Source organism: Streptomyces sp. NPDC059989 (assembly GCF_042736975.1).
Taxonomy (GTDB): Bacteria; Actinomycetota; Actinomycetes; order Streptomycetales; family Streptomycetaceae; genus Streptomyces.
Window position 1 is genome coordinate 1 of record NZ_JBHWUO010000098.1, and the last position, 13,522, is coordinate 13,522.

The window sequence follows — 13,522 nt, forward strand, 5'->3', positions numbered from 1 at the left end:
CGGGCGCGGCGCCCGCGGGGCCCCGGGCGGGGGTGTGCCCGGGCCGTCAGGGGGTACCCTTTCAGTCCGATGGGGGGCCGCGCGGATCCACTGGACCGCGCGGCCGCCCCCGTGTTTCGTCAGGAATCCAGGGGGATCAGGGGGGTAGGGGATGGGCTTCTTCGACGGCATCAGGGGCAGCCGTGCCGTGCAGTTCCAGTCGGGCAGCGCCTCGTCGAACGCGATCGAGCTGACCAAGCGACATCCGACGGTGTCGCTCACCAAGCAGGGGGCGGTCCACGGCAATCTGCGCGTCAACCTGTCCTGGCGCATGCGGACCTCGGACATCGGGGGCAGCGCAGGGCAGAGCGGCCGGCTCTTCCGGCATCCGTTCAAGCTGTTCAAGCCGGACATGGTGCAGGCGCACACCCAGGGCATGGTCAACGTCGACCTCGACATCGGCTGTCTCTACGAGCTGACCGACGGCACCCGGGGCGTCGTCCAGCCGCTGGGCAACCTGCTCGGCGACCTCAACGATCCGCCGTTCATCAAGCTCAGCGGCGACGACCGGTTCGGGTCGCCGTCGGGCGAGACCGTCTACATCAACCTCGACCACGCCGACGAGATCAAGCGGCTGCTCGTCTTCGTCTACATCTACGACCAGACCCCGGCCTTCGACCGGACGCACGCCCAGGTCACCCTCTACCCGGTCACCGGGCCGCGGATCGAGATCCCCCTGGACGAGCGGGCCCCGCAGGCCCGCTCCTGCGCGGTCGTCTCCCTGGAGAAGGTCAAGGGGGAGCTGATCGTGCGGCGCGAGGTGAAGTTCGTGTACGGGTTCCAGGCCGAGCTGGACCGGCTGTACGGCTGGGGGCTCCAGTGGGGGCGGGGCTACAAGAACACCAAGGCCTGACCGGAGCCCGGTGCGGGGCTCCGGCCGGGCCGGTGCGGGTCAGCGGCGGATGAACTGCGGGCCCTGCACCGGAAGCCGGAAGGACGGGTCGCCGCCCGGGGCGGGCACCGGGACCGGGGAGACCGGCTGCGGGTACCCGTAGGCGGGCTGGGCGGCCGGTGGTGCCTGCGTGGGCGGCGCCGGCGGGGCCATGGCGGTGGTCCGCTCGTCGGCGGGCGTCTGCGGCGTGCTCGCCTGGGGCTCGGGGGCGCTCTCGTCGACCGAGATCCCGTGGTCGGTCGCCAGTCCCACGAGCCCGTTGGAGTACCCCTCGCCGAGCGCGCGGAACTTCCACCCCTCGCCCCGGCGGTACAGCTCCCCGCAGATCAGCGCCGTCTCGGCGCCGGTCTCGGGCCGCACGTCGAAGTGGGCCAGCGGTTCGGAGCCGCCGGCCGCGGTGGCGTCGTAGAGGAGGATCCGCAGGTCGCGGACGCGCTGGAAGGGGACGTCCTCGGCGGAGGCGACCACCAGGATGCGGTCCACGGCCGGGGTCACCGTGCGCAGGTCCGCCTGGACCGCGTCGGTGATCGAATCGCCGAGCTGCTTCTTGCCGAGCCGCCATACGGCCCCCGAGGGGTGGCGCGGCTGGTTGTAGAAGACGAAGTCCTCGTCCGACCGCACGCGGCCGTCCGGGCCCACGAGCAGGGCGGAGGCGTCCACGTCCGGGACCTCGGGGCCGTCGGTCCAGCGCAGCACCGCCCGGACCGCCACGGCGGCCACCGGGATGTTGGAGCCCTTCTGCATCGCGTGCGTCATGCACGTCATCCTGCCCTCCCGGGGTGGAGCGGGACAATGCGGCCCCCCGTAGGGCCTTGTCTCGAACGGGAGACCTGGGCAAGGTGCAAGAGGGTTACCTGAACTTCATGTGCTTGAGGAACTCTTGACTCACGTTCGTACGTACTATTACCGGCCACGCCAGTTGGGCCGCCGAGGCAGTACGGGGGAAGCACATGCGTCACTTTGGGCACATATCGCCCACCGTCCGTAAGGACCTCTTCCACCAGGAACCGGCAGAATTCACCGGTGCCTCACCGGCCCGCACCCTCGCCGCGGCGCTGGGCGCCACGCTCTACAGCCCGGCCACCCGCCCCCAGCTCGCCGGGGACATCCGCAAGCAGGCCGGCCGCGGGGTCGTCTCCATGGTCCTCTGCCTGGAGGATTCGATCAGCGACGGCGATGTCGTCGGAGCCGAGGAGAACCTCGTCCGGCAGTTCGCCGAGCTCGACGCCGAGGGTCCGGACGCCGCGGAGCTCCCGCTGCTGTTCATCCGCGTGCGGACCCCCGAGCAGATACCGGACCTGGTGCGCCGCCTCGGCGGCTCCGTACGGCGTCTGGCCGGATTTGTACTTCCCAAGTTCAACGAGAGCAGTGGCATCGCCTTCCTCGACGCCGTGGCGCAGACGGAGGCAGCCGCCGGGCTGGCCCGCCTGTATGCCATGCCCGTCCTGGAAACCCCGGACCTCCTCCACCTCGAAACCCGCGCCGAGGCCCTCGCCGGCATCTACCGGACGGTCGACAGCCACCGCGAGCGGGTACTGGCCCTGAGGCTCGGCGTCACCGACTTCTGCTCCGCCTACGGGCTGCGCCGCACCCCCGACATGACCGCCTACGACGTCAAGATCGTGGCCGGCGTGATCGCGGACGTCGTCAACGTCCTGAGCCGCGCCGACGGCACCGGCTTCACGGTCACCGGCCCGGTGTGGGAGTACTTCCGCAGCCAGCAGCGCCTCTTCAAGCCCCAGCTGCGCCGCAGCCCCTTCCTGGCGGAGGGCGTGGAGGAACTGCGCACCGCGCTGATCGAGCACGACCTGGACGGGCTGCTGCGCGAGATCGAACTCGACCGGGCCAACGGGCTCCTCGGCAAGACCTGCATCCACCCCGCGCACGTGACGCCCGTGCACGCGCTGTCCGTGGTCTCCCACGAGGAGTTCTGCGACGCCCAGGACATCCTGCGCCCGGAGCGGGGCGGCGGCGGAGTGATGCGTTCCGCCTACACGAACAAGATGAACGAGGTGAAGCCCCACCGGGCCTGGGCGGAGCGCACCATGCTGCGCGCCGAGGTCTTCGGCGTGGCGAAGGAGGAGGTCGGCTTCGTCGACCTCCTCACGGCCGGGCTCCAGGTGTGAAACCCCTGGTGACGGCGGAGACGACGAGGAAAGGCAAGACGATCGAAGCGGTGTGGTCGGGAACCTGGGTCGCGGACCGGCTGGGCGTCAGCCTGGAGGAGGCCGGTACGCCGGGCTCGCCGAGGCTCGCGGAGCTGCTCGGACTCGCGCTGCGGCGCAACCCCAAGCGGGCGCACCTGCTGGTCTCGCAGGTGCTGGGCAAGCACGTCCCGCAGTCCCCGGCGGCCGTGTACGACGCCGGATACGGGCTCGGCGTGCGGGTCCGCGAGCTGCTGGGCGAGGAGGGCGCCGCCTCGGCGGTCGTCCTCGGCTACGCCGAGACCGCCACCGGGCTGGGCCACTGCGTCGCCGACGGCCTGGGCCCGGCCCCCTACCTGCACTCCACCCGCCGCCCGGTCGAGGGGCTCGCACCGGCGGGCGGCTTCGAGGAGGCCCACTCGCACGCCACCTCGCACCTGCTGCTGCCGGAGGACCCCCGGCTGCTGGCGGGCACCGGCCCGCTGGTCCTCGTCGACGACGAGTTCTCCACCGGCAACACGGTCCTGAACACCATCCGCGACCTGCACGCCCGCCACCCCCGCGCGCACTACGTGGTCGTCGCCCTCGTCGACATGCGCTCCCCGGCCGACCGCGCCCGCCTCACGGCCTTCGCCGCCGAACTGGGAGCCCGCGTCGACCTCATAGCCCTGGCCTCGGGCACGGTGACCCTCCCGGAGGGGGTCCTGGAAAAGGGCCAGGCGCTGGTGGAGGAGTACGAGGGCATCCAGCCTCGCCGGCGTTTGAGGCGCGGGGTCTGGGGCGGAGCCCCAGCAGACGGCCCGCAGCCGATCACGCGCATCCGGCTCGACTGGCCCACCGGCCTCCCCGACGGCGGCCGCCACGGCTTCACCCCCGCCCACCGCGAAACGCTGAACGCGCGGCTCCCCACCCTGACCCGGCGGCTGGCCGATGCGCTGGGCGACGAGCCAGGACGGGTCCTCGTACTCGGCAACGAAGAGCTGATGTACACCCCGCTGCGCCTCGCGAAGGCCCTGGAGGAGTCGGGCACGGCCCGCGAGGTCCGCTTCTCCACCACCACCCGCTCACCGGTGCTCGCCGTCGACGACCCCGGCTACGCCATCCGCACCCGCCTCGTCTTCCCCGCCCACGACGCCCCGGCGGACGGCCCCGGAGACCGCTACGCGTACAACGTCGCGGGCGCCGGCTTCGACGCCGTCGTCGCCGTAGTCGACTCGGCCGGGGACACCCGCGAGCTCCGCGACGGGCTGCTCGCGGCCCTGGCCCCGCACACCGGCCGCGTCCTGCTGGCCGTCGTCCCGTCGTACACGCCCGACGTACCCGACCGGCAGGAGCCGATCATGCCCGAGCCGCTGCGCGGCCCCGCGTTCTCCTCCTACGCCGCGGAAGACGTCGGCTGGCTGCTCCAGGACTTCTCCGAGGTCGAGCTGGAGGCCCCGACCGAGGAGCGCGAGGAGGCCATCCAGGCGGGCGGCGCGCACTACGCCGAGTCCCTGCCCGTCGAGTACCAGCCGTCCCCCCAGTACCAGGAGCTCTACCAGAGCGCCCTGGACGCCTCGGCCGCCCGGATGGCCCGCGCGGTCGGCACGGTCACCGAGACCGTCCTCGCCGAGCGCTCCCCGTCCCCGGTCCTGGTCTCCCTGGCCCGCGCCGGCACCCCCGTCGGCGTGCTGATGCGCCGCTGGGCCGCCGCCCGGCACGGCCTGGACCTGCCGCACTACGCCGTCTCCATCGTGCGCGGCCGAGGCATCGACGCCAACGCCCTGCGCTGGCTGGCCGCCCACCACGACCCGGCCGACATCGTCTTCGTCGACGGCTGGACGGGCAAGGGCGCCATCACCCGCGAGCTGCGCGACGCCCTCGCGGAGTTCGAGGGCTTCAACCCGGAGATCGTGGTCCTGGCCGACCCGGGCTCCTGCGTGGAGACCTACGGCACCCGCGAGGACTTCCTGATCCCCTCCGCCTGCCTCAATTCCACCGTCTCCGGTCTCGTCTCGCGTACGGTTCTGAGGGCCGACCTGGTCGGCCCCACCGACTTCCACGGCGCGAAGTTCTACCGCGAGCTGGCCGGGGCGGACGTCTCCGTCGCCTTCGTCGACACGGTCGCCGCCCACTTCGGCGAGGTGGCCGACGCCGTCGACCAGGAGGTCAAGGAGCTGCTCGCGGCCGACCGCACGCCGACCTGGGAGGGCTGGGCGGCGGTCGAGCGGATCAGCGAGGAGTACGGCATCCACGACGTGAACCTCGTCAAGCCCGGGGTCGGCGAGACCACCCGGGTGCTGCTGCGCCGGGTGCCGTGGAAGATCCTCGCGCAGCGCGGCGCAGGGGCCGATCTGGACCACGTACGGCTGCTCGCCGAGCAGCGCGGGGTCCCGGTGGAGGAGGTCGACGGACTGCCGTACACGTGCGTCGGACTCATCCACCCCCGATTCACACGCGGCGCCACCGGCGCCGACGGAAAGGCTGTGGCCTCGAAGTGACTGTCCTGGTAGCCAGTGATCTCGACCGTACGCTCATCTACTCGTCGGCGGCCCTCGGCCTGACCATGCCCGACCCGGTGGCCCCGCGGCTGCTGTGCGTCGAGGTCCACGAGAGCAAGCCGCTGTCCTACATGACGGAGACGGCGGCGGGACTGCTGGCGGAGCTGACGGCGGACCCGTCGGTCGTCTTCGTTCCGACGACGACGCGGACCCGCAAGCAGTACCAGCGGATCCGCTTCCCCGGCCGCCCGGCCCCGTACGCGATCTGCGCCAACGGCGGCCAGCTGCTCGTCGACGGGGTGCCGGACCGGGACTGGCGGCGGCAGGTCGCGGCGCGCCTGGCGAAGGAGTGCGCCCCGCTGGAGGAGGTCCACGGGCACCTGCTGGCGGTGGCCGACCCGGCGTGGCTGCGCAAGACGCGGGTGGCCGAGGAGCTGTTCGCGTACCTCGTCGTCGAGCGGGCCCTGGTGCCCGACGAGTGGCTCAAGTCCCTGACGGAATGGGCCGAGAGCCGCGGCTGGACCGTCTCCCTCCAGGGCCGGAAGATCTACGCCGTCCCGCGCCCGCTGACCAAGAGCGCGGCGATGCGCGAGGTGGCCCGTCGTACGGGAGCGTCCGAGACCCTCGCCGCCGGCGACTCCCTCCTCGACGCGGACCTGCTGCTGGCGGCGGACGCGGGATGGCGCCCGGGCCACGGCGAACTGGCGGACGCGGGCTGGACGGCGCCGTCGGTCACGGCCCTGGCCACGGCGGGCGTCCTGGCCGGAGAGGAAATACTCCGCGCGTTCACCCGCGAGGCGGAGCGGCTCGGCAGACTGGACGCATGACCAAGGGCAACAGCACCAAGATCACCGATGAGCTCTACCGCTACATGCTCGACCACAACCCCCCGCTGGACGCGGTCCAGCGGGGGCTGGTCGAGACGACGTACGCCAAGTTCCCGGACGTCGCCGGGATGCAGTCGGCCGAGGAGCAGGGGCCGCTGCTGGCCTTCCTGGTCCGGCTGACGGGCGCGCGCCACATCGTGGAGATCGGCACCTTCACCGGCTTCTCGACCCTGTCCATGGCCCAGGCGCTCCCGGACGGCGGCCGCCTGATCGCGTGCGACGTCTCGGAGGAGTGGACGGCGTACGGCCGGGAGGCCTGGGAGACGGCGGGGGTCGCGGACCGCATCGAGCTGCGCATCGCGCCGGCCCTGGAGACCCTGCGGGCGATGCCGGCCGAACCGCATGTCGACATGGCCTACATCGACGCGGACAAGGAGAGCCAGATCGCGTACTGGGAGGAGCTCGTGCCGCGGCTGCGTCCGGGCGGTCTGATCGTCACGGACAACACGCTGTACCACGGCACGGTCCTCGACGAGTCGGCCACCGGCTCGGCGGCGGGCGTCCGCGCCTTCAACGACCACGTCTCGGCGGATCCCCGCATGGACTCGGTCCTGCTGGCGATCTCGGACGGGCTGACGCTCTCGCGCAAGCGGTAGCGCCGGTGCGGGCCCTGGCCCTGGCCTTTGGCCCTTGCGGGTTCAGCCGCAGCCGCCGCCACCGCAGCAGCCGCCACCGCCCCCGCCGCCCATGGCCCGAGCGGGCGCGGGGGCACTGCTGGTCCCGCCGACGGCGACGGCGGAGAGCAGCTTGACGGTGTCGGCGTGCCCGGCGGGGCAGTCGGCGGGCGCGGACGACTCGGCCATGGGCCGGCTGACCTCAAAGGTGTCGTCGCAGGTCCGGCAGCGGTATTCGTATCGAGGCATGCGGCCAAGGCTAAGCCGCCGGGGCGCTTACGGGTATCCCCCGCTCCGGCGGCGTGGCCGCGGTCGGCTCGGGTGTCAGCGTCCGGCGATGCCCGCCCGCTGCTCCCGGGCCGCCTGCTCGGGGTGGCGGGCGCGCCAGTACGGATTGTCGTGCGGCAGGGCGCTGCCCACCCGCCCGTACATCCCGAACCACATCAGCATCACGCCGACGACGAAGCTGAACAGCACGTTCTGGATCCGGAAGGCCAGGAAGTTGAAACTGCTGTCCAGCAGGGCGAGATTGACGAACCCGCTCAGGATGAACGCCACCCCGAGCACGATGTTCAGGGTGGAGGCGAAGGTCCCGCCGATCACCATCCCGACGATCAACAGCCCTCCGATGCAGATCGACAGGACGCTCAGCGCGCCGTTGGTGTTCAGGGCGAGCACCGTGTCCCCACCGGTGTCGAAGAAGCCGATCTGGTTGGTGAGCCCGAGGACGCCGAAGACGACCAGCAGCAGCCCCGTCAGGCCGGCGCCGACGCGGTAGATCTTGCTGAGCTTGTGATCGGAGGGCAGATGCTCGTCGAGCCGGGCGTTGACGGGATGCAGGACGCGCTGCAGCCTCCCGGAGGGGACGTGCGGCGCCTGCGGTCCATAGGGTTCGTGGGCCACATAGGGCGCGTAGTTGTCGTGGGGCTCGTGGCACCCGTACAGCGCATGGGGCGCGTAGGACTCCTGCGGCTCCGGTGCCTCGGCTGCGCGGGGCGCACGAGGCCTGTGGAAAGTGTGGGCAGCCATACCGCCCTCCTCTGCTCCGTTCCCGGCACCTCCAGCATCCGCCGCCGCGCGCCACGGGACAACTCTGCGGGTGTCAGCCGTGGCCGCGCTCGGCCCGGATCTCGTTGACCACCCGGTTCACGGCCGCCCGTACGTCCTGCATCTCCAGCAGGAACGCCCAGTAGTCCGGATGCCGGCCCTCCAGCCCCGCGAGCGCCCGGCCCACCCGGGCCACCGACTCGTCCAGCGGCCGCGCGTGCCGCGGATCGGGCACGCTGCGCCCGGCCATCGCCAGCCGCTGGGCGTCCCGGATCGCGAACCGGGTCCGGTCCACCTCCGCCTGCGGGTTCCGCGCCACCGCCTCCAGGAGCGTCAGCCGGTCCTGCGCCGCCGACACCGCCTCGTCGGTCGCCTCCAGGGAGGCCCGTACGGCATCGATCAGCACCCCTACGTCGGCCCAGCGCTGCTCGTCCCGCGCATGGGAGGCCTCGTGGAGCCGGTCCTCGGCGTGCGCGATGTCCCGTACGGCCTGGTCGGGGACGTGCTGGAGGTCCTGCCAGCACGCCGCGCTGAACCGCCGGCGCAGCTCGCTGAGCACCGGATCCACCCGGTCCGCCCGGTTGCGCAGCGCCTGCGCCCGGGTCCGCAGGCTCACCAGCCGCCGGTCCACCTCCGCGGCCCGCTCCGGAAGCCGCGCCACCTCGGCCCGTACGGCCTCGGCGTCGCGCAGGATCCGGTCGGCGCGCTGCACCGTCTCCTGGACCCCGTGCCGGCCCGCGCCCTCGTTCAGCTTGGTCAGCTCCGGCCCCAGCGCGGCCAGCCGCGCCGCCAGGTCGTCGGCCCGTATCCCCTTGGCCCGTACGGCATCCAGCGCGTCACTGGCCGCCAGCAGCGCCGCCTTCGCCCGCTCCCGGGCCGGCGCGACCCGCGCGAGCTGCGTCTCGGCCTTGTCCAGCAGCGGCTGGATCCCCTGCGCGAACCGGTCCAGCTCCCCCTTGACCCGCACCAGCTCGTCGCGCGCCCGCGTCAGCTGCTCCCGGGCCCGCGCCGCGACGGAACCCTCCAGCTCGGGCCGGTCCAGGTCGTGCGCGTCGACGGCCTCGATGTACACATGGCTGACCTGGTCGATCCGCTGCCCCAGCGCGGCGAACCCCTCGCCGGCCTGCCGCGCGGCGGGCGACCCGTCGGCGGCCGCGATGGTCTCGATCGAGATCCGCAGATCCCGCTGCGCACTGTCCAGCTCGTAGAACGCCGCGGCGGCGGCATCCTTCGCCGCCTGCGCATCCGCCCGCCGACTCTCGTCCCGCCCACCGAACCAACGCCGGGATGCCGTCGTCACAATCCCTCTCCCGTGCCGCGTCCGCCTTGCCCCGGACCATTCTCTCCCACTGGAACGGGTTTGCGTGGGGGGTGTGCCCGGCATGTAGGCTGTCCACTCATCCACGGGTGCGTAGCTCAGGGGTAGAGCGCTGCTCTTACAAAGCAGATGTCGGCGGTTCGAAACCGTCCGCGCCCACCAGTACAAAGGCCCCCAACCGATCTTGGTTGGGGGCCTTTGACGGCTCTATCCGACACCAACGGGGCGGTCGGGGGCGGGGCCGATGCGGGTGGTGTTCTTCCGAACCGGTGCGGCGCGGCAGCTACGATCGGCCCATGACGTCACATCAGGCGGATGCCTCGTAGAGCCCCGCGCGAGCTGAGGGCCATCGCGCCCGAAAGCCAAAGCCATACGGTCAGCACGCTGCTCATCAGCGCATGTCCTGGGCCGCCGGCATGTACTGCCGTGCACACCTACCTCTTCGTCGATGGCCTCGACGTGGTGGCGCGCAGCGACAGCAGGATGGCCGGTCTCGACCCCGGGCAACTCCTCCGCCCCGGCGGACCGCTCTATCCAGCGGACATGCCGCGCGAGGTGGACGTGGCAGCCGAGGAGCAGCCCGAGCCGGGGCCGGACAGGCTGACCGTCCGGATCAGGCTCCGCGGCGAGACGGTGATCTGGTCCGACCTGATGTACCCGGGCCCCGATGGCGGGGCCGTCGAGGAGGTTCGCTTCCGACTGCGGCAGTATCTGGGCGAGGTGGAGCGAGCGTATGCTGCTGCCGGCCGGCGACAGCTCGGCTAGAGGTTGTCGCGCTCGACGAGCAGGCCGGCGGGGCCCATTGAGTAGATCCGGGGTGGGCCCAGGGTTTTCATGGCCTCGCGCAGTGCCGCTTCCCTCGTGGCGGGGGTGGGACCGTGTGGGTCCGACACGTGGAAGCCGTGTAGTTCGATGCCGTCCGCGTCGACGTCCTCGGGCTCGGGCCGGCCCTCCTGGATGAAGCCGCAGAGCGCGCGTAGTGCGTCCTCGCCGAGTTCGAGAGGGTGGAACGGCAGGGCGTACGGCTCCTCTTCCTCACCCGGCCAGGGAATGACGTCCGCCGGACGGTCCCCGGCCCAGTAGGGAAGTTCGAAGGGGAGCGGGTCCCCGATGTTTTCGATGATCCCGTTGTCCGGGGACAGGCTCAGCGAGCGGATCAGGCGTCCGTCCTCCCACACGGCGAAGGCCAGCCAGTCGACCACGCTGTGCATGGCGTGCAGGACCAGCCGTCGGCCAGCGCTCGCCGCCACGAGGTGCTCGGGGAGCCGTGACGGGAAGTCGATCATCACGCGCCGATCGCAGACGACCTCCACGCCCGGCCAACTCGCCGCATAGGTCGTTCCGTCGGGGGGATATGCGCCCCCTCCCAGGTCCGAACCCCCGGTCTTTTCGATTTCACAGCCCGGATACAGGCGGCGCATCATGAGCGACGTCTGTTCCTGGTCCGCGACACCCACCTCTTGCAGGCGGCCCGGCACGTCGCCGTCGGCGTACACGAGCAGACCGGTCTTGGCTCCCAAGGTTCCTCCCCAAAGCGCAACGCTCCTCAATCGTGGCTGCACCGTATCCCCCGGCTCTGACAGCAACGGACCGCCCCTGGCTGGGCGATCCCCGCGCCGTCGTGCGCGGCGAGCGTGCCGCCCTCCGGTTTCGGGGAAACCCGGCAGGGCCGAACTGCCGTTCATATGATGTGCCTCCTTCAACTTCTTCGTGTGGGGGTACCTATGGGCAGATGGAGTGGGGGGCGCCTCAGACAGGCGCTGGTGGGGCTGGTCGTGGCGGGGGTCGCCGTGGCCTGTGGGCCCGCCGAAGGGGATCGGCCGGGTGTGTCCGCGCCGCCTACCGCGGTTTCGGTGGCTCCGACCACGGCATCGCCTTCGCCTTCGGTTTCGCCTTCCGGTTCGCCTTCGGCCTCGCCGTCGGTTTCGGTTTCCGCCCCTCCTACGCCCTCCCCTTCGGCTTCGGGGCCAGTGCCGGATCCGACCCCCACCGTCGACCGGAAGGCGCCCTCGCCCAAGGTCACGACCCGGGCTCCTGCGACGAAGGCGCCGAGCGCGCCGGTGGCCGGCGACTGCGAGATCGTTTCCAATGCCGGGAACTGCTACAACGCCGGGCAGTTCTGTCGGAAAGCCGATGTCGGGCGGTCCACCCATGCCGGTAACGGGCGGCTGATCTACTGCCGGCAGGACGGCAGCCAGCCGCGCTGGGGGTATTAGGCGGCCCTGAGCGGTTCGCGGTCCTGCTGGTCCGGGCGTTCCGGCACTATGCCGGACCGGCGGTGCGTGGGATCGTCGGGGGATGGGCGAGTGGCTCGCGTGGGGCGGGGTGGTCGTGGCGGTGGCCGCGGCCACGGCGGCACTGGTGGTGTTCCAACGCGCGGTGAGCAAGGGCTTCGAGCGCAAGCGGCGGGAGGACCGGGTCCGGCTGCTCGCGTACGTGGCGCGGCCTGACTCCAGCTCCGGCGCCGAGCCCGCGGTGCCGAAGTTCGACGATGTCGGGGGGATCCGGCATCCGCCCGAGTCCCCGCCGCAGCTCGGCGATCGGCGCGACGACTTCACGCCCCTGCTCGTCGAGTACTACGCCTACGGACTCACACAGGCGCGCAGCAGCTTCGTGACCAGCCAGTGCTTCGCGGGGGTCGGGACGACGATCCTGCTGTTCGGCGTCGGGCTGGCCGTGTGGAAGGCCGAAGCCGGCGGGGAGCTGTACCTCGGCATCGTGACGAGCTCGGTGGGGCTGGTCACGGCCCTGATCGGGCAGCTCTTCCATCGGCGGGCCGACATCGCGCTCAAGCACATGGCCGACCAGACCGCCTCGCTGCGCGACGACCGGCGGGCCGCCGAATCCACCCAGCAGGCCATCGGGCTGCTGGACGAGGTCGGGGACGGGGAGCTGAGGGGGCGGCTGCAGGCCGCGCTGATCCTCAGACTTTCCGGGGCCGAGCTGCCGCGCTAGCGCGATAGTGGAGGTATGTGCCGCTCCATTAAGACCCTGCGCCCGCCCGCCATCCCCGAGAAGGCCACCGAGGAGGAGATCCGCGCCGCCGCCCTCCAATACGTACGGAAGGTGTCCGGGTTCCGGGCGCCCGCCGCGCACAACCGCGAGGTGTTCGAGGAGGCCGTGGACGCCGTTGCCGAGGCCACCCGGCTGCTCCTCGACGGGATGGTCGTACGGGGGCAGCCCGCCACCGTGTGACGGCGGCGGGGCGCTACCCGGCCGCCGCCGCTACGGCGTCCTCCTCCAGCGGGGCCACCGCGACCGGGCAGCCCGTGCGCAGCAGGACCGCGTGGGCCACCGAGCCCGGGTGCGGGGAGAGCGGGCGCCGGGGTGCCGGGTCAGGCGGCCGCGCGGCGCCGGATCACCCACGCTCCGCCGCCGAGCGCGGCCGCGACGAGGGCGCCGCCGATGGCGATCTGACCCGGGCTCATCGAGTCGATGCTGCCGCCGGTGCCGCCGCGTGCGGCGCCCGGGGTGACCTGGAGCGAGAGGACGATGCGCTCACCGCCCGGGGCGCACTCGAAGGTGACGCGGTGGGCGCCGGCACTGGCGTTGGAGAGGACGGTGGCGCTGCCGAAGAGGTTGGTGGACGCCGGATTGCCGGGGGTGAGCCGTACGTCGCCGAAGGCGCTGGAGGTGACGCGGGCGACGTTGGTGCCGCAGCCGTCGATGTTGAGGCTGACCCGGCCGCCCGGGGCGACGGGGTTGGGGGAGACGGTGGCGGAGGGGCGGGCGTAGGCGAGCGTGGCGGGAGAGGCGGCCGCGACGACGAGGGTCGCGGCGGCGACGGCCAGCAGGCGGCGCGTGGTGGCGGACGGCTTGGCGAGGGTCGTGGCGGGAGGCTTGGCGAGCGGTTTGGCGGGCATGGAGAGAACTCCTCGGGCTCCTCGAAACGGCGCGGCCAGGGCACGGATGTGACGCGGATTCGGTTGCGCACCGTGCTGTGGACGCTAGGAGCCTGGGGCGGGGGCGGCGATCGGGGCCGGGTGAACGGGTGAGGCACTGCTCCGGCCGGCCGAGCCGATTCCCTCCCGGGGGGTGTGGGGGGTGTGGGGGGGTGGAGGGGCCGCGGCCGCCGCCGCCCGGGCCCCTGGGGCTCCGCCC

14 protein-coding genes and 1 tRNA gene are annotated in these 13,522 nt (G+C 72.4%); 9 read left to right on the top strand and 6 right to left on the bottom strand.

The features are described 5' to 3' along the window. Nucleotides 1-151 precede the first annotated feature (151 nt). On the top strand, nucleotides 152-892 hold the full coding sequence (locus ACFWBN_RS38625; protein WP_385186194.1) for a Tellurium resistance: 741 nt from the start codon (nucleotides 152-154) through the stop codon (nucleotides 890-892). Nucleotides 893-931: 39 nt separating this feature from the next. On the opposite strand, the gene ACFWBN_RS38630 is transcribed toward ACFWBN_RS38625, so the two are convergent. Next, nucleotides 932-1,687 (bottom strand): TerD family protein, encoded by a 756-nt coding sequence (locus tag ACFWBN_RS38630; protein WP_385186197.1) that lies wholly within the window; start codon nucleotides 1,685-1,687, stop codon nucleotides 932-934. A 194-nt stretch (nucleotides 1,688-1,881) separates the two neighbouring features. Here ACFWBN_RS38630 and ACFWBN_RS38635 point away from each other — a divergent pair, with 194 nt between their 5' ends. From ACFWBN_RS38635 to ACFWBN_RS38650, 4 genes are read left to right on the top strand one after another with little or no spacing between them, the layout of a single operon-like run. Further along, a complete protein-coding gene (locus tag ACFWBN_RS38635) occupies nucleotides 1,882-3,057 on the top strand; it encodes an HpcH/HpaI aldolase/citrate lyase family protein (protein WP_385186200.1) in 1,176 nt (391 codons plus the stop codon). A 41-nt stretch (nucleotides 3,058-3,098) separates the two neighbouring features. Then, on the top strand, nucleotides 3,099-5,555 hold the full coding sequence (locus ACFWBN_RS38640) for a phosphoribosyltransferase (RefSeq protein WP_385186230.1): 2,457 nt from the start codon (nucleotides 3,099-3,101) through the stop codon (nucleotides 5,553-5,555). Further along, complete coding sequence (locus tag ACFWBN_RS38645) at nucleotides 5,552-6,382, top strand: HAD family hydrolase (protein ID WP_385186202.1); 831 nt, start codon at nucleotides 5,552-5,554, stop codon at nucleotides 6,380-6,382. The genes ACFWBN_RS38640 and ACFWBN_RS38645 overlap by 4 nt, the downstream gene beginning before the upstream one ends. Further along, nucleotides 6,379-7,038 (top strand): O-methyltransferase, encoded by a 660-nt coding sequence (locus ACFWBN_RS38650; protein WP_385186204.1) that lies wholly within the window; start codon nucleotides 6,379-6,381, stop codon nucleotides 7,036-7,038. Before ACFWBN_RS38645 ends, ACFWBN_RS38650 begins: the two co-directional genes overlap by 4 nt. 42 nt (nucleotides 7,039-7,080) lie before the next feature. Here the strand turns inward: ACFWBN_RS38650 and ACFWBN_RS38655 are convergent, their stop codons facing one another. From ACFWBN_RS38655 to ACFWBN_RS38665, 3 genes are all read right to left on the bottom strand, one after another. Continuing rightward, nucleotides 7,081-7,305, bottom strand: a complete 225-nt coding sequence (locus ACFWBN_RS38655) for a zinc ribbon domain-containing protein (protein WP_385186207.1) — start codon at nucleotides 7,303-7,305, stop codon at nucleotides 7,081-7,083. Nucleotides 7,306-7,380: 75 nt separating this feature from the next. Beyond that, nucleotides 7,381-8,085, bottom strand: coding sequence for a DUF4383 domain-containing protein (locus ACFWBN_RS38660; RefSeq protein WP_385186210.1), 705 nt, complete (start codon nucleotides 8,083-8,085; stop codon nucleotides 7,381-7,383). Between the two features lie 73 nt (nucleotides 8,086-8,158). Next, a complete protein-coding gene (locus ACFWBN_RS38665; RefSeq protein ID WP_385186213.1) occupies nucleotides 8,159-9,403 on the bottom strand; it encodes a hypothetical protein in 1,245 nt (414 codons plus the stop codon). A 105-nt stretch (nucleotides 9,404-9,508) separates the two neighbouring features. On the opposite strand from ACFWBN_RS38665, the gene ACFWBN_RS38670 reads away from it, so the two are divergent. Beyond that, nucleotides 9,509-9,583: transfer RNA gene (locus ACFWBN_RS38670), tRNA-Val, on the top strand. Between the two features lie 264 nt (nucleotides 9,584-9,847). Further along, entirely contained in the window at nucleotides 9,848-10,186 is a 339-nt protein-coding gene (locus tag ACFWBN_RS38675; RefSeq protein ID WP_385186216.1) for a hypothetical protein, read from the top strand. Here ACFWBN_RS38675 and ACFWBN_RS38680 read toward each other — a convergent pair. Next, complete coding sequence (locus tag ACFWBN_RS38680; protein WP_385186219.1) at nucleotides 10,183-10,941, bottom strand: DUF6928 family protein; 759 nt, start codon at nucleotides 10,939-10,941, stop codon at nucleotides 10,183-10,185. The two genes, ACFWBN_RS38675 and ACFWBN_RS38680, sit on opposite strands and share 4 nt — an antisense overlap. A 778-nt stretch (nucleotides 10,942-11,719) precedes the next feature. Here ACFWBN_RS38680 and ACFWBN_RS38685 point away from each other — a divergent pair. Together ACFWBN_RS38685 and ACFWBN_RS38690 are read left to right on the top strand one after the other, a co-directional pair. Next, on the top strand, nucleotides 11,720-12,376 hold the full coding sequence (locus ACFWBN_RS38685; protein WP_385186221.1) for a hypothetical protein: 657 nt from the start codon (nucleotides 11,720-11,722) through the stop codon (nucleotides 12,374-12,376). Between the two features lie 15 nt (nucleotides 12,377-12,391). Next, nucleotides 12,392-12,616: a DUF2277 domain-containing protein gene (locus ACFWBN_RS38690; protein ID WP_385186224.1), complete on the top strand. Its 225-nt coding sequence runs from the start codon at nucleotides 12,392-12,394 to the stop codon at nucleotides 12,614-12,616. Between the two features lie 140 nt (nucleotides 12,617-12,756). Here the strand turns inward: ACFWBN_RS38690 and ACFWBN_RS38695 are convergent, their stop codons facing one another. Further along, a complete protein-coding gene (locus ACFWBN_RS38695) occupies nucleotides 12,757-13,284 on the bottom strand; it encodes a hypothetical protein (protein WP_385186227.1) in 528 nt (175 codons plus the stop codon). Nucleotides 13,285-13,522: the final 238 nt, after the last annotated feature.

Excerpts from the sequence above, each read along its gene's own strand:
- ACFWBN_RS38635 (WP_385186200.1), top strand. The coding sequence starts at position 1,882 with ATGCGTCACTTTGGGCACATATCGCCCACCGTCCGTAAGGACCTCTTC.
- ACFWBN_RS38625 (WP_385186194.1), top strand. The coding sequence starts at position 152 with ATGGGCTTCTTCGACGGCATCAGGGGCAGCCGTGCCGTGCAGTTCCAG.
- ACFWBN_RS38695 (WP_385186227.1), bottom strand. The coding sequence starts at position 13,284 with ATGCCCGCCAAACCGCTCGCCAAGCCTCCCGCCACGACCCTCGCCAAG.
- ACFWBN_RS38660 (WP_385186210.1), bottom strand. The coding sequence starts at position 8,085 with ATGGCTGCCCACACTTTCCACAGGCCTCGTGCGCCCCGCGCAGCCGAG.
- ACFWBN_RS38685 (WP_385186221.1), top strand. The coding sequence starts at position 11,720 with ATGGGCGAGTGGCTCGCGTGGGGCGGGGTGGTCGTGGCGGTGGCCGCG.
- ACFWBN_RS38655 (WP_385186207.1), bottom strand. The coding sequence starts at position 7,305 with ATGCCTCGATACGAATACCGCTGCCGGACCTGCGACGACACCTTTGAG.
- ACFWBN_RS38650 (WP_385186204.1), top strand. The coding sequence starts at position 6,379 with ATGACCAAGGGCAACAGCACCAAGATCACCGATGAGCTCTACCGCTAC.
- ACFWBN_RS38690 (WP_385186224.1), top strand. The coding sequence starts at position 12,392 with ATGTGCCGCTCCATTAAGACCCTGCGCCCGCCCGCCATCCCCGAGAAG.
- ACFWBN_RS38630 (WP_385186197.1), bottom strand. The coding sequence starts at position 1,687 with ATGACGCACGCGATGCAGAAGGGCTCCAACATCCCGGTGGCCGCCGTG.